The sequence below is a fragment of the Klebsiella sp. OBRC7 genome (assembly GCF_000293135.1).
GTDB lineage: Bacteria > Pseudomonadota > Gammaproteobacteria > Enterobacterales > Enterobacteriaceae > Klebsiella > Klebsiella michiganensis.
On record NZ_ALNJ01000064.1, the window covers coordinates 23,102 to 43,688 of the forward strand.

General features: G+C 57.3%; 19 protein-coding genes. 7 read left to right on the forward strand and 12 right to left on the reverse strand.

Annotated elements, in window-relative coordinates:
* Positions 1-63 precede the first annotated feature (63 nt).
* Positions 64-1,656 carry an ABC transporter substrate-binding protein gene (locus HMPREF1144_RS12790; RefSeq protein WP_009653051.1) on the reverse strand — a complete coding sequence of 531 codons (1,593 nt, stop codon included), beginning with the start codon at positions 1,654-1,656 and terminating at the stop codon, positions 64-66.
* Between the two features lie 113 nt (positions 1,657-1,769).
* On the opposite strand from HMPREF1144_RS12790, the gene pepT reads away from it, so the two are divergent.
* Entirely contained in the window at positions 1,770-2,999 is a 1,230-nt protein-coding gene (pepT, locus tag HMPREF1144_RS12795) for a peptidase T (protein ID WP_009653042.1), read from the forward strand.
* Here the strand turns inward: pepT and tehB are convergent.
* Complete coding sequence (gene tehB, locus HMPREF1144_RS12800) at positions 2,996-3,592, reverse strand: tellurite resistance methyltransferase TehB (RefSeq protein WP_004850567.1); 597 nt, start codon at positions 3,590-3,592, stop codon at positions 2,996-2,998. The genes pepT and tehB overlap by 4 nt on opposite strands.
* Before the next feature lie 2 nt (positions 3,593-3,594).
* A complete protein-coding gene (gene tehA / locus HMPREF1144_RS12805; protein WP_009653034.1) occupies positions 3,595-4,593 on the reverse strand; it encodes a dicarboxylate transporter/tellurite-resistance protein TehA in 999 nt (332 codons plus the stop codon).
* A 110-nt stretch (positions 4,594-4,703) separates the two neighbouring features.
* Between tehA and ydcK the strand changes: the two genes are divergently transcribed.
* Positions 4,704-5,684 carry a YdcK family protein gene (gene ydcK / locus HMPREF1144_RS12810; protein ID WP_009653010.1) on the forward strand — a complete coding sequence of 327 codons (981 nt, stop codon included), beginning with the start codon at positions 4,704-4,706 and terminating at the stop codon, positions 5,682-5,684.
* A gap of 103 nt (positions 5,685-5,787) precedes the next feature.
* Here the strand turns inward: ydcK and rimL are convergent, their stop codons facing one another.
* From rimL to HMPREF1144_RS12835, 5 genes are all read right to left on the reverse strand, one after another.
* Positions 5,788-6,372: a 50S ribosomal protein L7/L12-serine acetyltransferase gene (rimL, locus tag HMPREF1144_RS12815; RefSeq protein ID WP_004850562.1), complete on the reverse strand. Its 585-nt coding sequence runs from the start codon at positions 6,370-6,372 to the stop codon at positions 5,788-5,790.
* A gap of 75 nt (positions 6,373-6,447) precedes the next feature.
* The gene (locus HMPREF1144_RS12820) at positions 6,448-8,103 is read right to left on the reverse strand and encodes a glucan biosynthesis protein D (protein WP_009653066.1); all 1,656 of its coding nucleotides are present in this window, start codon (positions 8,101-8,103) and stop codon (positions 6,448-6,450) included.
* Positions 8,104-8,372: 269 nt separating this feature from the next.
* Entirely contained in the window at positions 8,373-8,996 is a 624-nt protein-coding gene (ycaC, locus tag HMPREF1144_RS12825) for an isochorismate family cysteine hydrolase YcaC (RefSeq protein ID WP_004850558.1), read from the reverse strand.
* 173 nt (positions 8,997-9,169) lie between these two features.
* A complete protein-coding gene (locus HMPREF1144_RS12830) occupies positions 9,170-10,678 on the reverse strand; it encodes a carboxylesterase/lipase family protein (protein WP_009653057.1) in 1,509 nt (502 codons plus the stop codon).
* Between the two features lie 42 nt (positions 10,679-10,720).
* Positions 10,721-12,064: a VOC family protein gene (locus tag HMPREF1144_RS12835; RefSeq protein ID WP_009653078.1), complete on the reverse strand. Its 1,344-nt coding sequence runs from the start codon at positions 12,062-12,064 to the stop codon at positions 10,721-10,723.
* Between the two features lie 239 nt (positions 12,065-12,303).
* Here HMPREF1144_RS12835 and pcaH point away from each other — a divergent pair, with 239 nt between their 5' ends.
* The 5 genes from pcaH (at position 12,304) to HMPREF1144_RS12860 (ending at position 17,869) form a co-directional block, all read left to right on the forward strand.
* Positions 12,304-13,044, forward strand: coding sequence for a protocatechuate 3,4-dioxygenase subunit beta (gene pcaH, locus HMPREF1144_RS12840; RefSeq protein WP_004850552.1), 741 nt, complete (start codon positions 12,304-12,306; stop codon positions 13,042-13,044).
* Positions 13,041-13,661: a protocatechuate 3,4-dioxygenase subunit alpha gene (pcaG, locus tag HMPREF1144_RS12845; RefSeq protein ID WP_004850549.1), complete on the forward strand. Its 621-nt coding sequence runs from the start codon at positions 13,041-13,043 to the stop codon at positions 13,659-13,661. The genes pcaH and pcaG overlap by 4 nt, the downstream gene beginning before the upstream one ends.
* 171 nt (positions 13,662-13,832) lie before the next feature.
* Positions 13,833-14,756 carry a LysR substrate-binding domain-containing protein gene (locus HMPREF1144_RS12850; RefSeq protein ID WP_004850547.1) on the forward strand — a complete coding sequence of 308 codons (924 nt, stop codon included), beginning with the start codon at positions 13,833-13,835 and terminating at the stop codon, positions 14,754-14,756.
* 292 nt (positions 14,757-15,048) lie between these two features.
* Positions 15,049-17,421 carry a membrane-bound PQQ-dependent dehydrogenase, glucose/quinate/shikimate family gene (locus HMPREF1144_RS12855; RefSeq protein WP_004850546.1) on the forward strand — a complete coding sequence of 791 codons (2,373 nt, stop codon included), beginning with the start codon at positions 15,049-15,051 and terminating at the stop codon, positions 17,419-17,421.
* Between the two features lie 172 nt (positions 17,422-17,593).
* A complete protein-coding gene (locus HMPREF1144_RS12860; RefSeq protein WP_009653055.1) occupies positions 17,594-17,869 on the forward strand; it encodes a hypothetical protein in 276 nt (91 codons plus the stop codon).
* 52 nt (positions 17,870-17,921) lie between these two features.
* Here the strand turns inward: HMPREF1144_RS12860 and HMPREF1144_RS12865 are convergent, their stop codons facing one another.
* The 4 genes from HMPREF1144_RS12865 to cybB all read right to left on the reverse strand — a co-directional run bounded on the left by HMPREF1144_RS12865 (position 17,922) and on the right by cybB (position 20,535).
* Positions 17,922-19,040: an S-(hydroxymethyl)glutathione dehydrogenase/class III alcohol dehydrogenase gene (locus tag HMPREF1144_RS12865; RefSeq protein WP_004850542.1), complete on the reverse strand. Its 1,119-nt coding sequence runs from the start codon at positions 19,038-19,040 to the stop codon at positions 17,922-17,924.
* Between the two features lie 22 nt (positions 19,041-19,062).
* Positions 19,063-19,338, reverse strand: a complete 276-nt coding sequence (locus HMPREF1144_RS12870) for a metal/formaldehyde-sensitive transcriptional repressor (protein ID WP_004101746.1) — start codon at positions 19,336-19,338, stop codon at positions 19,063-19,065.
* Between the two features lie 104 nt (positions 19,339-19,442).
* Positions 19,443-19,916, reverse strand: a complete 474-nt coding sequence (locus tag HMPREF1144_RS12875; protein ID WP_004850540.1) for a GNAT family N-acetyltransferase — start codon at positions 19,914-19,916, stop codon at positions 19,443-19,445.
* Between the two features lie 91 nt (positions 19,917-20,007).
* Positions 20,008-20,535, reverse strand: coding sequence for a cytochrome b561 (gene cybB, locus HMPREF1144_RS12880; RefSeq protein ID WP_032721403.1), 528 nt, complete (start codon positions 20,533-20,535; stop codon positions 20,008-20,010).
* Positions 20,536-20,587 lie beyond the last annotated feature (52 nt).

The window sequence follows — 20,587 nt, forward strand, 5'->3', positions numbered from 1 at the left end:
GGTGCTACGTCAAGTAGCGCAATAAAATAAACCCGCCGTTGCCGGCGGGCCGTGATTGGCTGTTTATCTGATATCAACCTGATAAAAAATATGCTTGCCAAAGGGGTCTATTTCGTAGCCTGACACGTTTTTACGCACCGGTTCAAATATTGTCGAGTGGGCAATCATGACTGCCGGCATCTGGTCATGCATCATCTGCTGCGCCTGGCGATAGAGCGCTTCGCGTTTTTGGCGATCGGTTATCGATTTTGCCTCGGCGATAATTTTATCAAACGGCTGATAGCACCATTTTGCCGAGTTTGACCCGCCGTTCGCCGACTGGCAGGTAAAGAGTGGACCGAAGAAGTTATCCGGGTCGCCGGTCGCGGTCGTCCAGCCCATCAGCGCCGCCTGATGTTCGCCATCCTTCACCCGCTTTAAGTATTCACCCCACTCATAGGTTGTGATTTTCGTTTGCACGCCAATTTTCGCCCAGTCGGCCTGGATCATTTCGGCCATGCGTTTGGCGTTCGGGTTATAGGGTCGCTGCACCGGCATCGCCCACAGATCGATGGTAATTGGCCCCGCAACGCCCGATTCCGCCAGCAGCGCTTTGGCCTTCTGCGGATCGTAGTCATAATCCTTCAGCTGGCTATCCGCGCTCCATACGCCCGGCGGCAGCAGGTTTTTAGCCGCCGTACCGGTACCGTGGAATACCGCTTCAATGATCGCCGGTTTATTGATCGCCATGGCCAGGGCCTGACGCACCTTAACGTTGTCCAGCGGCGCTTTTTGGGTGTTAAACGCCAGGAAACCGGTGTTAAGGCCCGCTTTGCTCATCAGGTTGATCGCGTCGTTCTCTTTCATACGCGGCAGGTCGGCTGGATTGGGGAACGGCATCACCTGGCACTCGTTTTTCTCTAGCTTGGCGTAGCGCACCGAGGCGTCCGGCGTGATACTAAAAATGAGACGATCGATATGCGCCTTCCCCTGCCAGTATTCCGGGAACGCCGTGAAAAGAATTCGGGAATCTTTTTGATATTGCGCGAGCCTGAAAGGACCGGTACCAATCGGGTCCATATCCACACGCTCTGGTGTACCGGCTTTTAACATCGCATCGGCATATTCCGCCGATAAAATAGAGGCGAAATACCAGGCAAGATCGGCGACAAATGGCGCTTCGGCATGGGCCAGCGTGAAACGCACCGTATATTCATCAGGCTTATCAATCGCGGTAACTAACTGGCCAAATTCAAGGCTCTCAAAATTAGAATAGTTGCCGCTGGAGATATTGTGATAAGGGTGTTGAGGATCCTTTTGCCGCATAAACGAAAAAATAACGTCGTCGGCATTAAAATCGCGGCTGGGTTTAAAATATTTATTACTCTGGAATTTAACGCCTTTGCGTAAATGAAAAGTATAAACTTTCCCATCTTCGCTGACTTCCCAGCTTTCGGCGAGGCTCGGCACCAGTTCTGTGGTGCCGGCTTTAAAATCGACCAGTCGGTTATAGACCGGCACCGCGCTGGCGTCCACGCTGGTCCCGGAGGTGTAGAGTTGCGGGTTAAAGTTTTCCGGCGATCCTTCTGAGCAGTAGACCAGCGTTTTTGCGCTAATGGCCGAGCTGGCCGTCAGGGCCGCTAACGCCAGAGCAAGCGTCGTGAATCTGCGTTGCATAGGTTTTCCTTTTTAATTTGTCAGCTAATGAATAGCTTGTTGTTTTCCCTTCCATACATAACACTAAAGCCTGATTGCAAACACCTGAAAACTCGAATAAAGAAGGAATCACTATGTCATCAGCCCTGGCCAGTCAATTAACCCAACGCTTCTTTCGCTACCTGGCGATAACCAGCCAAAGCGACCCGCGAGCCACGACGCTGCCTACCACCGCCGGGCAACACGCGATGGCGCAGGCCCTTGCGGATGAGCTACGCCAGCTGGGGCTGGATGAGATTATCATTGACGAGCGCGCCACCGTCACGGCGGTGAAAAAGGGTAACGTCGCAGGCGCGCCGCGGATTGGCTTTATTACCCACATCGATACCGTTGACGTCGGTTTGTCGCCGGATATTCATCCACAAATTCTGCGTTTTACTGGTGAAGATCTCTGTTTGAACAGGGATAAGGATATCTGGCTGCGCGTTGCGGAACATCCGGAAATCCTCGCTTATCCCAATGAAGAGATTATTTTCAGCGACGGCACCAGCGTGCTCGGGGCGGATAACAAGTCCGCCGTTACGGTGGTGATGACGGTGCTGGAAAACCTGACGGCGGAACACCGCCACGGCGACATCGTGGTCGCGTTTGTGCCGGATGAAGAAGTGGGCCTGCGCGGCGCGAAGGCGCTGGATCTCGCGCGCTTTGCCGTCGATTTTGCCTGGACCATCGACTGCTGCGAGCTCGGCGAAATCGTCTATGAGAACTTTAACGCCGCCGCCGCGGAGATTCGCTTTACCGGCGTGACCGCTCACCCCATGTCATCAAAGGGCGTGCTGGTGAACCCGCTGCTGATGGCCACGGATTACATGAGCCATTTCGATCGCCAGCAAACGCCGGAGCATACCGCCGGACGCGAGGGCTACGTTTGGTTTAACGGTATCCAGGGCGATCAGAACAGCACCCTGCTGCAGGCCAGCATTCGCGATTTCGACCTCGAAAGTTTTCATCATCGTAAGCAGCAAATTAGCGAGGTGGCGCAGAAAATCGCCGCGCAGTATCCGACCGGTAAGGTGGAATTTCACATCAGCGATACTTATAGCAACATCAGCAATGCCATCGGCGAAGACCGCCGCGCCGTTGATCTGATGTTCGAAGCGATGGAAAGCTTAGGCATTACGCCGAAACCGACGCCGATGCGCGGCGGCACCGACGGCGCGGCCCTGTCGGCAAAAGGCGTATTAACGCCCAACTTCTTTACCGGCGCGCACAACTTCCACTCGAAATTTGAGTTTCTGCCGCTGCGCGCCTTTGAGGCCTCTTATCGGACCGCGTTACAACTCTGCCTGTTAGCTGCGCGTTAAGCCGGTTTACGCGCCAGCATCGTGGCGAAACGCAGCTTAATCCGGTTACCGCTGGCGTCGGTGCGGTGGAGTTCACCGACGTCTTCGTTATATTTGAGTAACGTCCAGCCTTCATAATCATTACGCAGCTCTCCCGGTTTAAACGCGAACGGGAAGCCGACGCTGCACGGATAATCGTCGGTATCCATAGCCGCAACAATCAGATTGTAGCCGCCGGGCCTGGTGCAGCGCTGCATGTTAGCAATCAGACCCGGGATGGTCTTCGCGTCGAGGAACATCATCACCACGGTCGAAAGAATAAAGTCATACTCGCCGTCAAAACTGAGGGCGTTAAGGTCCTTAATCGCCGTCCGCAGATTCTCCAGCCCTTCCGCCTGACGAATGCGCTCAAGATTGCTGATACTGGCCGGATTTTTATCCCACGCGGTGACATCAAACCCGTTGGCCGCCAGATAGAGGCTATTGCGCCCGTTGCCGCAGCCCAGATCCAGCGCCTTACCCGGCGCGATCAGCGTGGCGGCATGCAGCACCTCAGAGTGGGTGCGGGTCATCCCGTATTTGTCGGTGAAGTAATTTTCGTCACGAAGCGTCATGGTTAATCCTTATTTTTTAATAATGTGTCGCGCTCAACGCGAATCAGCAGTTTACCGCACATTAGCAGCAGGAAGGTTCGAATCAGCAGCAGCCCGACGATCAGATTGGTGAAGAGAAACAGCGGGAGCGCGAGGGTATTGAAAAAGCCGTCCGGATGCTGATGACCGAGATGCAGGCCGGTGGTCGCCAGCGCGGAGATGCCGAACGAGAAGCTCCAGAACGAGGCGTTAAACGGCTGGCGCAGGTACCACGGCATCAGGCGCAGCATAAACAGCAGCTGCAGCAGACCATAGCCGAACAGCAGCTTAGCGAAGGTATCCGCCTCGCCGCCGTTCACGCTCAGCCAGGCGCTGCACGCCACCAGCGCCGGCGCCAGCTGAATGCCGAGGGCGGTGCGCATGGCCACCGGCAGTTCGCCGTCGCTGCGCAGGCGCTGCAGAATCACCGGTTCAAGGCTAAGCCAGGAGAATAAGCCGGCGCCCAGAAACACCAGTCCGGCGTCGGTAAAGCCCAGCGCGCCGCAGGCCATGGCGCTGATAAAGTTATTCGCCACCGTCGGCAGATAGAGGCCCGGAGTGGTCGCCTCATGGGGATGCTTCCCCCGCCATAGCCCGGCGCTCTGCCAGGCCGCATAGCTTAGCTGCAGCACTACGCCAATCGCGAATAACACCAGCGAGAGCGGCCGCAGCCAGGGAACAAAGCCGATGGCCACCAGCATGGTCGTCGCCGGAAACAGGCTGACAAAACTGCTGGCCATCGGATGGCGCATCTCCTGCAGTACGCTGTGCGGGAAACGGACTGCCCGGCTGATAAACGCCAGCGCCAGCAGCGCCCAGACGAGGGTGGCCACGATAACCAGACCGTCGCCGATTGTCCTGCTCACCGGCCAGATCGTGCTGGCGTACCGCCAGGCGAAGCCCATGCCGATAATGCCCAGAACCATACCAAAATAGCCCGCCGGGAGATTCAGCACCCGGTTCACGCGCTGCTCTTTATTCATTTTGTTTAAATTTTCAATTTATCTGAAGTTGCATTCTAAAAGAACCTTCAAAAACACGCTACGGCGTTTTTTGCTATGTTTATGTTAACCATATGTAATGAGAAAAGCAGATGCGCAAATATTACCTCAGCGAGAAGGTTCGCCAGTTTCACTATGAAGCCGACGGAAACAAACACAGCGTCAATCTGCGGCAAATTGTCGCCTTACGCGATTTCGCTGACGTGAAAAGCGGCGATGAAGGCGGCTGGCTGGACAATGAAGCAGCCCTGAGCCACGAAGGCGAGTGCTGGATTTATGACCCGAATAGCGCGGTGTTTGCCGGTGCGAAAATCGAGGGTAATGCCCGCTTGACCGGCGAGTGCATTATCAGCCATGGCGCCATCGTCAGCGATAACGCGCGACTGGACAGCGTGCAGGCAAGCCACTGCGCGCGAATAAGTGACAACGTCACCGTTTCGCATTCGCAGATTCGGGGTTATTGCCACCTGGCCGACAATGCGCGCATCCTCCCCCACTCGCTTATTATCGCCGCCCAGGGTCTGACCGCCGACAGCGACAAAATCCTGCGCATTTATCAGCGGGCAACGGTCAGCGCTTCGCGCATCGTTCACCAGGCGCAAGTTTACGGCGACGCGTTTGTCGAACACGCATTTATTGAGCATCGGGCGGAAATCTTCGATTGCGCGCGGCTGGAGGGTAACGACGAAAACGACGTCTGGGTCTGCGATAACGCGCGAGTTTATGGCCACGCGAGGATTATCGCCGGGCGGGAAGAGGACGCCATCCCCACCCTGCGCTACAGCTCACAGGTGGCGGAGCACGCGGTGGTCGAAGGCAACTGCCTGCTGAAGCATCGGGTGATGGTCGGCGGGCATGCGCACCTGCGCGGCGGGCCGATTCTGCTGGACGATAATGTGTTAATTGAAGGCCATGCGGTCATTTGCGGCGATGTAGTGATTGAACATCAGGTGACGATCGGCGACAGGGCGCGAATTGAAGCCAGCGCGGGCGACGCCATTTCTATCAGAGGGGAGAAAGTGATAAACGGCGACGAACTTTTTACCCGCACGCCCATTGTCGGCTTTCTATAACCTTTGCTCCCGACCGCGTGGTTTATCAGCTTCAGGCCCCTGCGCGCTGTTCTCCGGAGGGCGCGGCCTACATCTCAGCGCGGCCCGTCGCCCGGGCAAGGCGTCAGCCGCGAGCCGGGAATTGCCCGGTGTCACAATCAATAATGCGCCCGTAGATATTCTGGTCATCGTACGAACCGTTCAGATACTCGGCCTGCTTCAGGCACCCTTCGAGGGTGAAGCCGTTACGCAGGGCGACCTGATTGCTTCTCTGGTTTGCTACCCGGCATTTAATCACGAAGCGGCGAACCGTCCCGCTGCGGGCAAAAGCGTCCATCAGCGCCTGCAGCGCCTGAGAAAGCAGCCCCTGCCCCTGGTGGCTTTCATCAATCCAGTAGCCGATGTATGCGGTCTTATTGATCGGCTCAATCTGGTTAAACGACAGCACGCCGACGATCTCTTCTCGCAGAAAGAGCAAAAACATTTTGGCGTAACCGCGCTGGTGCAGCATCACGTTGCCCTGCACGTGGCGGCGGGTTTCGTCTTCGTGACTGACGTCAGCGGGCCAGCTCAGCGATTGCTGGAGCCAGCGCTGGTTCTTGATCACCAGCTGATGCAGCTCAGCGACGTGGCTTTCATCCACAGCGCGCAGAGAAAGTGACTCGGTGACGGGGATAGTTTCTCTCGCAGGCGCGTTTTCATCAGTCATAATGGACTCTGATTAATAGTCTGATTAAAAAACAAACGCCCGCTAAGTTACCTTAGCGGGCGGAATATAGGGCGATTATTTCATTACCCGATCGTCAACATAGTTACGCTTGTCTGGCGCTGGCGGGAAGTACTGATACAGCCAGGTTTCGCTGATCGCTTCCCCCTGGCAGCGCAGGAACATGCGCATTTCGACCGGGTCGGTCGAATCCGAGGTCGGATACCAGTCAAACTGGATGCGATAGCCATCAAACGGTTCCACGTAGAGAATCTCTATCTGCTTCGCTTCGCCGCTCGACAGGGTAATCACCGGCTCAATGCCTCTTGGCGCCGCGGCCTTCAGGTCACCGCCGACAAAATCGATAGCAAAACGACGGGTCCATTTATCCGGGTAGTGCTCACCCGGCGCCCAGCCTTCAGGGAAACCGCCCATTCCGGTACGCGTGGCCAATACCCGCGCCAGCGGCGAACGGACCGGCGGCTGCGCGCTCCAGTAAAGTCGATAGCGGAAGTCCAGCTCATCCCCGGCTTTCACCGGCTTCTCGGGCTGCCAGAAGCAAACGATATTGTCCAGCGTTTCACCGGTCGTCGGGATCTCCATCAGGTTGACGGCCCCTTTATCCCACTGGTTGCGCGGCTCCACCCACAGGCTCGGGCGTTTGTTATACCAGCCCATGATGTCCTGATAGTGGGAGAAGTCGCGATCCAGCTGCAGCAGGCCAAAACCGCGCGGATTTTTATCCTGGAAAGCGTTGAACTGCAGCTTCTGCGGGTTATTCAGCGGGCGGCACACCCACTCGCCGTTGCCCAGCCACATCGACAGGCGGTCGGAGTCGTGGATCTGCGGATGGATAGTGTCGCACATCCGCCGTTCGTTATTGCCGCAGCTGAACATACTGGTCATCGGCGCGATGCCCAGCTGTTTGATGTCTTTACGCGCGTAGATGTGGTTTTCCACATCCATAATCACCTGCGTCTCCTGACAGTTAACCACGAACTTATAGGCGCCGGTGACGCTTGGGCTATCGAGCAGCGCATAGACGGTAAATACCGTTGCCCCCGGTTTCACGGTCTCAAACCAGAAGGAGGTGAAGTCCGGAAACTCTTCCGGCGTATCGGTAAAGGTATCGATCGCCAGGCCGCGGGCGGAGAGTCCGTATTGATAAGTGCTGTCTACCGCGCGGAAGTAGCTCGCGCCGAGGAAGGCGACGATATCGCGGCGCGCCAGCTCCGGCGCCTTAAACACGCGGAACCCGGCAAAGCCGAGATCGCTCTGTCCTTCCAGCTGTTTGGTGTCAACGCCGGCGTCATTATATTTAAACAGCTCAGGACGGAAGTGAATTTCCCGCGCCTGCTGGGTTTGTGAATCCAGGGAGAACATCCGTACGCGGCGGCGGAACCCCATCCCGACGTGGAAGAACTGAATATCCAGCTTGCGCTCTTCGATATTACTCCACAGGGAGTGCGCAGCATCGTACTGAATGCTGTTGTAGGCCTGCGGGGTCAGGTTTGCCAGGGTTGGCGGCAGATCGCGCGGCGCGCCGCCCCAGGGCTGACGCGCAAGATCGTGAGCCATCGACTGAAGTACGGAATAGTCAAAGCGACGGGTCTGGCCGTCGGCAATTCCCGAGTCCTCGGCGAAGGCCGCTTTCGAGAATAAAGAGGCAACTCCTGACGTTCCGCATACGGCGGCAACAGCCATGGAAGATTTGAGAAAACGTCTGCGGTTCATGCCTGAGAGAGCATCCTTCTTCATATGTGAATTGAGACGCGACGTAACAAACCCATGCGTCGTGAATGTCGCTCACTCTAGACAAAAATGATTGATAATCCAATTGTTGACGGCAGAAATGCGTGAAAAAATATGTCCACCGCACCAGACCGAATTACCGATATCCGGTGGACGGCGATGATTTCGCCAACCGGCGGCGTTTCATGCTGAATACCGCGACGCCGAAGCGAAACAGGAAGCGGCCAGACGAACGCTGGCCGCGCAGGCGATTATTTTTGCTGCAGAAGGTTAAAACTGGTCATCAGGTTGCGATAATCCGGAATATGGTTGGAGAACAGCGTTCCCAGCCCTTCGATATCATTACGCCAGTCGCGGTGTAGTTCGCAGGCAACGCCAAACCACGACATCAGCTGTACCCCAGCCTGCGACATACGATCCCAGGCGGCATCGCGGGTAATCGGGTTAAAGGTACCGGAAGCATCGGTCACCACAAACACCTCAAACCCCTCTTCAATGGCCGAAAGCGCCGGAAAGGCCACGCAAACTTCCGTCACCACCCCGGCAATAATCAGCTGCTTTTTGCCCGTCGCTTTGACTGCCTTAACAAAATCTTCGTTATCCCAGGCGTTAATATTACCCGGGCGCGCGATATAGGGCGCATCGGGGAATTGCGCTTTCAGCTCCGGCACCAGCGGGCCATTGGGGCCGTTCTCAAAGCTGGTGGTTAAGATAGTCGGCAGACCGAAGTACTTCGCCAGGTCGCCAAGGGCAAGGACGTTGTTCTTGAATTTATCGGGATCGATATCGCGTACCAGAGAGAGTAATCCGGTCTGGTGATCGACCAGCAGCACGGCAGCATCACTTTTATCCAGACGAACATACGGTTTGGCCATGGTTTCTTCCTCATTTTAACGTCAGATCTTCCGTCAGAACGCAGGTTCTGCGGATGCAGGGTTAACAGGACCGATTTTAGTGTAATCGCTGACTGAGGATTAGCCGCCTAAAGTGGGACGCATTGTTCCATTTGCAGAACGTACCGCGGCAAACGGAGATCTTCCGGACAGCGTTAATCCAGCGTCACATGGTGCTTCATCACCCGCCGAAACAGCGCCAGACGCGCGCGCATAAAACGGTTTTCCACTTTAAAACCGGCCCGCTTGTGCAAACCGATACGCAACAGACGGTCCCGTCCGCGCACGCTGGCGGGCCAGCGCACCGGCCCGGAGAGCTCGTGGCAGCCGTTACCCGCTACACGGGCAAAGCTAGCCCAATAGTCGGCAACCCGGGCGGCAAAGGTCCGGTCGCGCTCGTTCGCATACTGTCGTACCGGCTCGGCAAGGTCGAGGTTGTCAAAAACGTACGCCACTTCATTACCGTGCCACGCGCCGTGCGGATAGGTTTGGTGTTCCGCCTCGGCAACGTAGTCAAACCAGTAGCGCCAGCACGGTTGCCCTACCCGCTGCTGCGCCTGCATCACCACGTAGCCCAGGGTGGTAAAGGCCATATCGCGGCAGACTTCACGCCCTAATGCTTCATCGCCCTTGACGCCGGGATAGAGCAGCTTAATCAAACCGAGACCAAAACGGCGTTCGCGGCGAAGCTTCTGGATCTGCCCGGCGATATCGACGCCAAACACCGCCATGACGCTGGCCTCATCGCTGTTCGAGCCAATCATCACCGGCAGCGGGTGCTGACGCCCGCTAAAAAAAGTCTCCAGCATCGGCTGCGGCAGTACGGCATCGCCAACAATGGGCGCCGGGCCGATGGTAAGCGGCGCGGTCAGCGACCAGAACGCGTCCGCCGGAATCGCCCGCAGCTGTTCGGCGCTGGCCTGCGGTAAAGCGAAGTGCTCCGCGATGAGCTGCCCTTTGGCCAGCGCCTTTTCCCGCGGCAGATCCGGCAAGGTATAGCCGCTCTGAATAATCGCCTTATGGAACAGCCCTCTGGATTTTGGCGAAACCATGAGCGACAGCACGCTGCGCGCCCCGGCGGACTCGCCGAACAGCGTCACGTTGGCCGCATCGCCGCCGAAGGCGTGGATGTTCTCCTGAACCCACTGCAGGGCGGCGATCTGATCGAGCAGCGCGAAATTATAGATGCGCTCCCCCTCCTCTTCCTCCAGCGCCGGATGGGCAAAAAAGCCCAGATGCCCCAGCCGGTAGTTAACCGTCACCACCACCACGTCACGGGACGCTAAGGCTTTGCCGTCATAGGGCGGTAAGCTTCCCGCACCGATGGTATAGCCGCCGCCGTGTAGCCAGACCATCACCGGCAGCGGCTGCGCGCGCGAAGCGGGTGACCAGACGTTAAGGTACAGGCAATCCTCGGAAAAGCGGCCGGGATCGCCGCCGCCGAGCTCGCGACAGTACTCAATATCCTGCCAGCTGGAGGCCGAGAAACTCTCCGCCCGGCGCACGCCCTGCCAGCGGGCGGCAGGCTGCGGCGCGCGCCAGCGGAGATCGCCGACGGGCGGCGCGGCATAGGGTATACCGCGCCAGATATACATGTTCTCTTCAGCGGTGCCGGATAGGGTGCCCTGCCGGGTTTTCACCAGCGGGGTAGACGGATTCTGCATGACCTGCTTCCTTTAACGACTCATGCCAGCAGAGTACTGATTTTACAGCAGACCGCAACGTCGTTTACTGCGCTCTTCCGCCTGTTGATAAAGGGCAAACTCATCATAGACCGGACAGCCCAGCGCCTCCTCAAAGGCCTGGCGGCTGGCGTTGCCGTGGCTGCGGGTCTGTATCTCGTTGCCCAGGTTAGACTGAAAAATCCCGGCGGCGCTGACCGGCAAAAAGTCTTCATAAATAATCGGTTGTGCGATGACCCAGCCGCGTTCAATCAGCGGCTGCGGATCGTCGCCCTGACGAAACGCCTGACGGTGCGCTTCGCCGGCGGGCGTCAGGCGATAGCGAAAGTACGCCAGCCCCTGCTGACGCAGCAGGAATTCGCTGTCCGGGAACGGACTAAACACCTCCTGCAGATGACGCTGATGGGTGAGATTATCTTTGCCCACCCCCGCCTCGCCAAGCAGTCGGTCGTACAGGGCGCGGCCCTTCGGCGTCAGGGCGATGCCGCGCTGTTCGATTTCGCCAAAGCGAGCCGTATGCGTGCCTCTATGCTCTCCGGCAAACATCACCGGCTCCTCAAGGGCCTTAAAGCTGGTCTGGCGCAGTAAAATGGGCACATCGCGGCGCGGCGGCCCTTCTATCAACGCCTTTGGCGCGATACCGCATTCGGGCATTAACGCCTGCACCCGGTCAATATCCAGGGTGCGGGGCGTCAGATGATTAATGTGGCAGCCGGGGAAACAGACCACATCGGCAATCAGCCGGTGCTCTTCATGCAGCGCGTGATAGGTTTCCTCATCGACGGTGGCGTGTCGATGCCAGCGAAAGGTTTCCAGCGCCTGTTGCACAAACTCGCGGGCCTCTGCGGCGGTAAACTCCCCTTTCTGTTCATGTAACGCGATCAGTTCACGACAGCGCGGCGTGAAGATATCGCGTCGGGAAAGGATATCCGCCGCCCGCTGACGCAAAGCCTCATTGGCGATAAGTTCAAGTCGTAGAAGCGAGGTAAAAACGCGAAACGGATTGCGCGCCAGCGCGGCGTCATCAATGGGGCGAAACGCGGTGGAGTGAACCGGTACGCCGGCCTGCGACAGATCGTAATAGCTGACGGGATACATTCCCATAATGGCAAACATGCGACGCAATGTCGCCAGTTCCTCCGCCGTACCGACGCGGATAGCGCCGTGGCGTTCAACGTTCAGCCGCGCCAGTTCATCGGCGTTGGCCAGTTGTTCGTGCAGCGTCGGGTTATTCTCCAGTATGGCCAGGTTAACGTCGGCCACCAGCTCAAGTAGCGTCCCGTACTGCGGAACTTCCTGCTGGTACATCGCCGACATCGCCTGCGAAAAGCTTTCCCGAATCTCATCAGCCGTGATGGTGTTCGCCATGATGTCTTACCTCCAGTGAATTCTCCCTGGAGTTTAGGAAAGCTCTCTGCAGACGGCGGGAAGAATTTACAAACTGTGATGGCGGTAGCTGGCCGGTTTATTTTCACCCGCTCACTTCATAACCGCCGGTTATGTTAAATACCATTTAATTTCACTTTAAATTAACAAAACATTTACACACACTGCGAGTGGCGACATTACAACAACATGCCTCTCTACCGATAATATGGAGTACCCTCATGAACGATAAATGGTCACCGCGCGAGGTCCTGCACCGCGACTACAGCAGCCATCCTCCCGCTTACGCCCCGGGCTATAAAACCAGCGTGCTGCGCTCGCCGCGCAATGCGCTCATTTCCCTGCAGAATTCCCTTTCTGAAATCACCGGACCGGTGTTCAGCAGCGACGATCTCGGCGCGCTCGATAACGACCTGATCCTCAACTACGCCAAAGACGGCCTGCCGATTGGCGAAAGGATAATCGTCCACGGCTACGTTCGCGATGGGTTTGGCCGACCAATGAAAAATACGCTGGTCGAAGTCTGGCAGGCCAACGCGGGCGGACGCTACCGGCATAAGAAAGATCAATACCTGGCGCCTATCGACCCGAACTTTGGCGGCTGCGGACGGGTGCTGACCGACGAAAACGGCTACTATTGTTTCCGCACCATCAAGCCCGGCCCCTATCCGTGGCGCAACCAGGTAAGCGACTGGCGTCCAGCGCATATTCACTTTTCGCTCTCCGGCGACGCTTGGGCACAGCGCCTGATCACGCAGATGTATTTCGAAGGCGATCCGCTGATTAAACAGTGTCCTATTGTCAAAACCATCAATAACGATGATGCCATCAGGACATTAATCGCCGAGCTGGATACCCATGCCGCCGTACCGCTGGACTCTCTGGCTTACCGTTTTGATCTCGTGCTGCGCGGCCATCGCGCAACGCTGTTTGAAAACCGCACGCAGGGGGCCGCCCGATGAAAGATTATTTACCTGAAACCGCTTCACAAACCGCCGGCCCTTATGTGCATATCGGCCTCGCGCCGGACGCCGCCGGTTTCCATATCTTTGAGAAAAATTTTGGCCCGACGCTGACAACGGCAGACACCGAGGGCGAACGCATTACTATCGAAGGCAGAGTCATCGACGGCTCCGGCACGCCGGTGCGCGATGTACTGCTGGAAATCTGGCAGGCCAACGCCGCCGGGCGCTATAACCATCCCGACGACCGACAGCAGGGCAAGAAGCTGGATGCGGCGTTTCGCGGCTGGGGACGCAGCTGCTCGGACTTCACCAGCGGCGTCTGGCGCTTCGAAACCATTAAACCCGGGGCCGTGGTAGGTCGCGACGGGCGCACCATGGCGCCGCACGTCAATCTGTGGGTGGTCGCCCGCGGGATTAATATTGGCCTCAACACGCGGATGTACTTTTCCGACGAGCAGGATGCCAACCAGGTCGACCCGGTGCTGAATCTGATTGAGTGGGAAGTGCGTCGCCAGACCCTCATCGCGCAGCGCGAGGTCCGCGGCGCGGAGATCGTGTATCGCTTCGATATTCACCTGCAGGGCGAAAACGAAACCGTCTTCTTCGATATCTGAGTTTTTTCTTGCTTTTCCGCCCCTGCCGGTCAGGGGCGACGCTATATGGCAAACTCAATAAAATCAACTTGTAAAATAATAATATAAAATGTTAATAATATTTTGCTATAAAGTTAACAATTTTAATCGCCCTTACTTGTCACTGGGACGCCTCTGTTTTTAACATTGATTATGCAAAAAAATGGTCTTTTCAGTCAGCGCATTCGCTTGCGCCATCTACATACTTTCGTGGCCGTCGCTCAACAGGGAACTCTTGGGCGTGCGGCTGAAACCTTAAATCTGAGTCAACCGGCCTTATCCAAAACGTTAAACGAACTGGAGCAGCTCACCGGTACCCGGCTGTTTGAGCGTGGACGCCTCGGCGCGCAGCTCACGCTGGTTGGCGAACAGTTTCTCACCCACGCGGTTAAAGTGCTCGACGCGCTCAATACCGCGGGACAGGCGCTAAACCGTAAAGAAGGCCTCAACAGCGATATCGTGCGCATCGGGGCGCTCCCCACTGCCGCGCTTGGGATCCTGCCCTCGGTGATCGGCCAGTTCCATCAGCAGCAAAAAGATATCACCCTGCAGGTGGCGACCATGAATAACACCATGCTGCTGGCCGGACTCAAATCGGGAGAAATCGATATCGGTATCGGACGGATGTCCGATCCGGAGTTGATGAGCGGGTTGAACTATGAACTGCTGTTTCTCGAATCCCTGAAGCTGGTGGTTCGTCCGGGGCATCCGCTGCTGCAGGAAACGGTTACGCTGAGTCGGGTCATGGAGTGGCCGGTGGTGGTTTCGCCCAAAGGTACGCTGCCGCGACAGAACGCCGAAACCCTGCTGCAAAGCCAGGGCTGCAAAATTCCGTCTGGCTGCATCGAGACGCTGTCGGCTTCCCTGTCGCGCCAGCTCACCGTCGATTACGACTACGTCTGGTTTGTCCCCTCCGGCGCAGTCAAAGACGACCTGCGCCGTGGGCTGCTGGCCGCGTTACCGGTGCCCACCCAGGGCGCGGGCGAACCGATAGGTATTCTCACCCGGGTGGACGCCACGCTCACCGCGGGAACGCAAACCCTGCTGAGTGCCATTCGTAAATCGATGCCCGTCTGATCGCCCTCTCCCCGACCGTTATCCGCGTCGGGGAGATCTGACCGCCTGATTTCCTTTTCGCATCCACCATATTCACCACAATAATCAATTAGTGCGAAATCATTCATTAACAATTGCGTAAATTTCTTTAACAGATCTATCATAGCCGCGATTTCACCAAATGGTTCACTTGAAATCAATAACAGTAAAAAACCTGCTTTTATGAAGGTCAACATCGCTTCATTCAAAAGCCTTCACTTGAGAAATTGATTCATCTGGTTCACACCTGTTCAGGGGTGGTTAAGGAGAAAAAATGGCAACTGGCAACGCGCCGCGAGGATTCCCCCGGGTCCTGCAGTGGCTTCTCGCCGGGCTGATGCTGATCATCGGCCTGGCTATCGGTATTCTTGGTGCAAAGCTCGCCTCCGTTGGCGGGACCTTCTATTTTGCGATTATGGGCCTGGTGATGGTTATCGCCGCGGTGCTCATTTTCCGCAGCCGTCGCGGCGGTATCATACTGTACGCGATAGCGTTTATCGCCTCGATCGTCTGGGCCATTAGCGATGCCGGCTGGACCTACTGGCCGCTGTTCTCGCGCCTGTTCGCGCTCGGCGTACTGGCCTTCCTTGCCGCGCTGGTCTGGCCGTTTCTGTCCCGGCAGCCGGCGAATAAAGGGCCAGCGTTTGGCCTGGCAGCGGTGCTGGCGGTGGTACTGTTGGGTAGTTTCGGCTGGATGTTTAAATCCCAGCCGCTGGTCAGCGCCAGCGAGGCGGTGCCGGTTAAACCGGTCGCCGCGGGCGAGCAGCAGAAAAACTGGGCGCACTGGGGCAACACCACCCACGGCGACCGTTTCGCCGCCCTCGACCAGATTAACAAACAGAACGTTGACCAGCTGCAGGTTGCCTGGGTCGCCCACACCGGGGATATCCCGCAGAGCAACGGCTCCGGCGCGGAAGACCAGAATACGCCGCTGCAGATTGGCGATACGCTTTACGTCTGTACGCCTTACAGCAAGGTGCTGGCGCTGGATGTCGATAGCGGTAAAGAGAAATGGCGCTATGATTCAAAAGCCACCGCGCCAAACTGGCAGCGCTGCCGCGGCTTAGGCTATTACGAAGAGAGCCAGGCCCAGGTTTCCCCTGCCGCCGACGCGCAGCCGGCCGCCTGCTCCCGCCGCCTGTTCCTGCCAACCACCGACGCCCGTCTGATCGCTATTGATGCCGATAACGGTAAACTGTGCGACGCCTTCGGCGACCACGGTATTGTGGACCTGAGCGTTGGCATGGGGGAAATCAAAGCGGGTTACTACCAGCAGACCTCCACGCCGCTGGTGGCGGGTAACGTAGTCGTGGTTGGCGGTCGCGTGGCGGATAACTTCTCCACCGGCGAGCCCCCGGGCGTCGTTCGCGCCTATGATGTTCATACCGGCAAACTGGCGTGGGCATGGGATCCGGGCAACCCGAACCTGACCGGCGAACCGCCGGCAGGACAGACCTACACCCGCGGTACGCCGAACGTCTGGTCGGCCATGTCCTATGACGCGAAGCTGAATCTGATTTATCTGCCGACCGGTAACGCGACGCCGGACTTCTTTGGCGGCGAACGTACCGCGCTGGACGATAAATACAGTTCCTCCATCGTGGCCGTTGACGCCACGACCGGCCAGGTACGCTGGCATTATCAGACCACCCATCACGATCTCTGGGATTTCGACCTGCCTTCCCAGCCGCTGCTGTACGATCTGCCTGACGGTAAAGGCGGCACCACGCCGGTGCTGGTGCAAACCAGCAAGCAGGGCATGATCTTTATGCTGAACCGCGCCACCGGAGAACCGGTCGCCAAAGTTGAGGAACGTCCTGTCCCGGCGGGCAACGTCAAGGGCGAGCGCTACTCGCCGACCCAGCCCTACTCCGTCGGCATGCCAATGATCGGCAACGAGACGCTGACCGAGTCGGATATGTGGGGCGCGACGCCTGTCGACCTGCTGCTGTGCCGCATCCAGTTTAAAGAGATGCGTCACCAGGGCGTCTTCACCCCGCCGGGCGAGGATCGTTCGCTGCAGTATCCCGGCTCGCTGGGCGGGATGAACTGGGGCAGCGTGTCGGTTGACCCGAATAACAGCCTGATGTTCGTCAATGATATGCGCCTTGGCCTCGCCAACTATATGGTGCCGCGCGCCAAAGTGGCGAAGGACGCCAGCGGTATCGAAATGGGGATTGTGCCGATGGAGGGCACGCCGTTCGGCGCCATGCGCGAACGCTTCCTGTCTCCGCTGGGCATTCCGTGCCAGAAACCACCGTTCGGCACTATGTCAGCGGTCGATTTGAAAACCGGCAAACTGGTGTGGCAGGTTCCGGTGGGCACCGTTGAGGACACCGGCCCGCTGGGGATCCGCATGCATATGCCAATCCCTATCGGTATGCCGACGCTGGGCGCCTCGTTATCAACCCAGTCCGGCCTGCTGTTCTTCGCGGGCACCCAGGACTTCTACCTGCGCGCGTTTGATACCGCCAACGGGAAAGAGATCTGGAAATCGCGTCTGCCGGTCGGTAGCCAGTCCGGCCCGATGACCTACGTATCGCCGAAAACCGGCAAACAGTACATCATCATCAACGCGGGCGGCGCTCGCCAGTCGCCGGACCGCGGCGATTATATTATCGCCTACGCGCTTGCGCAGCAGAAGTAACCACCAGGGCCCCAAACGGGGCCCTTTTTGCGGGCAAAGCACCTGTCCCGGGAGCCGTCCGGTGGCCGCTGGCGCGAAAGCAAAATCATCTTCTCCCCCTCAGTAAGCCATTTTCATTCAGTCATGTTATTATTGCGAATGGTTATCAATAATAACTGAACAAGGATAATGGATGAAAAGTTCACCCTGCCGCCTGCTCGCAGGCACCTTTATGTTAGCCGCCGCCTCGGCTCAGGCGTTAAAAGCCCCTGAAGTGAACCTACGCGATCCGACGATTTGGGAAGAGAAAGCGGCGTCTGCGCTCACCGCTAACCCACAGCCGTGCGAGGTGTTCAGCGGCCCGCACTGCGCGGTCTGGGAAGATGAGAAATCGGATATTCAACGTGAACGGGAGCGGCGGGAACAGCGGCGATGGCAGAATGGTTATGAAAATCTGCGGCGGGAGTAATCCCTCTTAAACGATAACCCGGGCATGCCCGGGTTATTTTTCACCAGGAAAATTAATTCTCGCCGAAATGAATGACGGTACGAATGGATTTACCTTCATGCATCAGATCAAACGCTTCGTTGATTTGATCCAGCGGCATACGGTGGGTAATAAACGGATCGAGGCGAATTTTCCCCGCCATCGCCTCTTCAACCATTCCCGGCAGCTGGGTACGCCCTTTCACGCCGCCGAACGCGGAGCCGCGCCAGACGCGCCCGGTGACCAGCTGGAATGGGCGGGTTTTAATCTCCTGGCCCGCGCCGGCAACCCCGATGATGACGCTTTCGCCCCAGCCTTTGTGGCAGCACTCCAGCGCCGCGCGCATCACGTTGACGTTACCAATACACTCGAAGCTAAAGTCGACGCCGCCGTCGGTGAGTTCAACAATCACCTCCTGAACCGGCTTATCGTAATCATTCGGGTTGATAAAGTCGGTCGCGCCCATCTCTTTCGCGAGAGTGAATTTTTCCGGGTTGGTATCCACCGCCAGAATGCGCCCGGCTTTCGCCTGTACCGCGCCCTGGATCACCGCCAGGCCGATCCCGCCGAGGCCGAAGACGGCGACGGTATCGCCCTCTTTTACTTTCGCCGTATTGTGCACCGCCCCGATGCCGGTCGTGACGCCGCAGCCCAGCAGGCAGACTTTATCCAGCGGCGCCTGCGGGTTCACTTTTGCCAGCGAAATTTCGGCCACTACGGTGTATTCGCTGAAGGTGCTGGTCCCCATATAGTGATAAATCGGTTCACCGTTATAGGAGAAACGGGTGGTGCCGTCCGGCATCAGGCCTTTCCCCTGGGTAGCACGCACCGCCTGACAGAGGTTAGTTTTGCCGGATTTACAGAACTTACACTCGCGGCATTCGGCGGTATACAGAGGAATAACGTGGTCGCCCGGCTGCAGGCTGGTTACGCCTTCGCCAACCTCGACGACAATACCGCCGCCTTCATGACCCAGCACCGCCGGGAAGACGCCTTCCGGATCGTCGCCGGAGAGGGTGAAAGCATCGGTATGGCATACGCCGGTATGGGTGATCTTCACCAGCACTTCGCCCTTTTTCGGCGGCGCGACGTCAATCTCAACGATTGAAAGCGGCTGGCCTGGGCCAAACGCGACGGCTGCACGTGATTTCATATCTCTCTTCCTCGTGGTGATTTTATTTTAAATAGGATCGTAGCAGATGCCCGACTTCCGCCATTCTGGCGGCGCGCTGGTCTGGCGTCGTTTCGCCGCTAACCAGTTCGTCCTGCAGATGAATCTCAACCATCTCCCCCATCAGGCCGTTAGCGGCGCCGCGAATAGAGGCAATCTGTTGCAGAATGGTCATACAGGGTTCGCCGGATTCCAGCGCCCGCTCGAGCGCTTCAACCTGGCCACGGATGCGCCTTACCCGGCTGAGGGCACGCTTTTTATCTTCAGGTGAATGTGGCATGGTGTCGCCCTCCATATCATATAGGGGGGTATACTATATTTATTATTGCCATGAGGCAAATGGCTTCGCCGCTTTAACCGTAGCATAGCGGCGAGAATTTGCGCTCAGTCGAGGCTAAGGATCATCGATTCACAGTGTAAGTCGGCGTTCGCCATGTTCGAATGCCAGCGCTTTTCGCCGGTTGAAGTGAATCCCAGGCGCAGATAAAAACCGGCCGCGTTTGGCGTTGCATCGAGGGTAATGTGCCTGAACTTGCGTTGTTTCGCCTCCCCGATAATCGCCGCCATAATCATGCTGGCGCAGCCTTTACCCTCCCAGGTCGGCAAAGTAAATATGGCTTCAACGCTACCCGCTTTGATATCCAGATAGCCGCTGGCGACTGGCTTGCCCTGCCCATCATCAACAACAAAAAATGGATTATCGCGCACCGCATGGCGATAACCTTCAGGCATGTTGTCGGGAGTCCAGGCCTGGAGGACTTCCGCAGCATAGCTTTCACGGCAGCCGTGGCGAATCGCCTGATTACGAACTTCCCAAAGGGCCGGAGCCTCTTCTGCGATGGCAAGTCTGACTTTCATACCCTTCCCCTTTTTTTATTGTTGATAACATTTTTATCACAATTAAAATAAAGAGCGACAAAAAAACCCGCCGAAGCGGGTTTATCGAGGTTTAACGCCTGCGCGGCATCATCCTCAGCAGCGTGTTATCTTTCCAGAAGTAGTGGTGCAACAGCGCCGCCAGCGCGTGCAGGCCAATGATAAAGTAGCCGGCATTGGCCAGCAGCTCGTGCCACGCTTTCAGGGTATCCACCAGCTCAAAGTTGCTTTCCGCCGCGTGCGGCATGGTCAGGCCAAACGCGAACCACGGGTTACCGCGGTAGTACATCATGGCTATGCCGATGGCCGGCAGCGCGATAAACAGCAGATAGATAACCAGATGCCCCAGATGCGCGAAGCCGGTCATCATCGGCGACGGCTTAGGCACAATCGGCGGCGCCGGGGATTTGAGACGCACCAACAGGCGCACCACCATCAGAACAAAAATAGAAATTCCGCAGGAGACGTGAATCATATTGATGACGGGCCGCGCGCTGCGGGGAAAAAAGCCCCGCAGCTCCATCGCCGCGTAAGCGCCTATCACTAAAAGAAACACCAGCCAGTGGATGCCAATTTGCAGGCCAGAATATTTATCGCGCATGAGAAACCCTTTATAAAACGGTGATATCGCCAACATAAACACCTTTTATTAA

What these genes read in the sequence shown, in the direction of transcription:
- rimL (WP_004850562.1), bottom strand. Translation starts at nt 6,372, where the DNA reads ATGACTGATGAAAACGCGCCTGCGAGAGAAACTATCCCCGTCACCGAG.
- HMPREF1144_RS12860 (WP_009653055.1), top strand. Translation starts at nt 17,594, where the DNA reads ATGAAAAGTTCACCCTGCCGCCTGCTCGCAGGCACCTTTATGTTAGCC.
- HMPREF1144_RS12870 (WP_004101746.1), bottom strand. Translation starts at nt 19,338, where the DNA reads ATGCCACATTCACCTGAAGATAAAAAGCGTGCCCTCAGCCGGGTAAGG.
- tehB (WP_004850567.1), bottom strand. Translation starts at nt 3,592, where the DNA reads ATGACGCTTCGTGACGAAAATTACTTCACCGACAAATACGGGATGACC.
- pcaH (WP_004850552.1), top strand. Translation starts at nt 12,304, where the DNA reads ATGAACGATAAATGGTCACCGCGCGAGGTCCTGCACCGCGACTACAGC.
- ycaC (WP_004850558.1), bottom strand. Translation starts at nt 8,996, where the DNA reads ATGGCCAAACCGTATGTTCGTCTGGATAAAAGTGATGCTGCCGTGCTG.
- HMPREF1144_RS12855 (WP_004850546.1), top strand. Translation starts at nt 15,049, where the DNA reads ATGGCAACTGGCAACGCGCCGCGAGGATTCCCCCGGGTCCTGCAGTGG.
- tehA (WP_009653034.1), bottom strand. Translation starts at nt 4,593, where the DNA reads ATGAATAAAGAGCAGCGCGTGAACCGGGTGCTGAATCTCCCGGCGGGC.
- pcaG (WP_004850549.1), top strand. Translation starts at nt 13,041, where the DNA reads ATGAAAGATTATTTACCTGAAACCGCTTCACAAACCGCCGGCCCTTAT.
- HMPREF1144_RS12790 (WP_009653051.1), bottom strand. Translation starts at nt 1,656, where the DNA reads ATGCAACGCAGATTCACGACGCTTGCTCTGGCGTTAGCGGCCCTGACG.
- pepT (WP_009653042.1), top strand. Translation starts at nt 1,770, where the DNA reads ATGTCATCAGCCCTGGCCAGTCAATTAACCCAACGCTTCTTTCGCTAC.
- HMPREF1144_RS12830 (WP_009653057.1), bottom strand. Translation starts at nt 10,678, where the DNA reads ATGCAGAATCCGTCTACCCCGCTGGTGAAAACCCGGCAGGGCACCCTA.
- HMPREF1144_RS12820 (WP_009653066.1), bottom strand. Translation starts at nt 8,103, where the DNA reads ATGAACCGCAGACGTTTTCTCAAATCTTCCATGGCTGTTGCCGCCGTA.
- HMPREF1144_RS12850 (WP_004850547.1), top strand. Translation starts at nt 13,833, where the DNA reads ATGCAAAAAAATGGTCTTTTCAGTCAGCGCATTCGCTTGCGCCATCTA.
- cybB (WP_032721403.1), bottom strand. Translation starts at nt 20,535, where the DNA reads ATGCGCGATAAATATTCTGGCCTGCAAATTGGCATCCACTGGCTGGTG.
- HMPREF1144_RS12835 (WP_009653078.1), bottom strand. Translation starts at nt 12,064, where the DNA reads ATGGCGAACACCATCACGGCTGATGAGATTCGGGAAAGCTTTTCGCAG.
- HMPREF1144_RS12865 (WP_004850542.1), bottom strand. Translation starts at nt 19,040, where the DNA reads ATGAAATCACGTGCAGCCGTCGCGTTTGGCCCAGGCCAGCCGCTTTCA.
- ydcK (WP_009653010.1), top strand. Translation starts at nt 4,704, where the DNA reads ATGCGCAAATATTACCTCAGCGAGAAGGTTCGCCAGTTTCACTATGAA.
- HMPREF1144_RS12875 (WP_004850540.1), bottom strand. Translation starts at nt 19,916, where the DNA reads ATGAAAGTCAGACTTGCCATCGCAGAAGAGGCTCCGGCCCTTTGGGAA.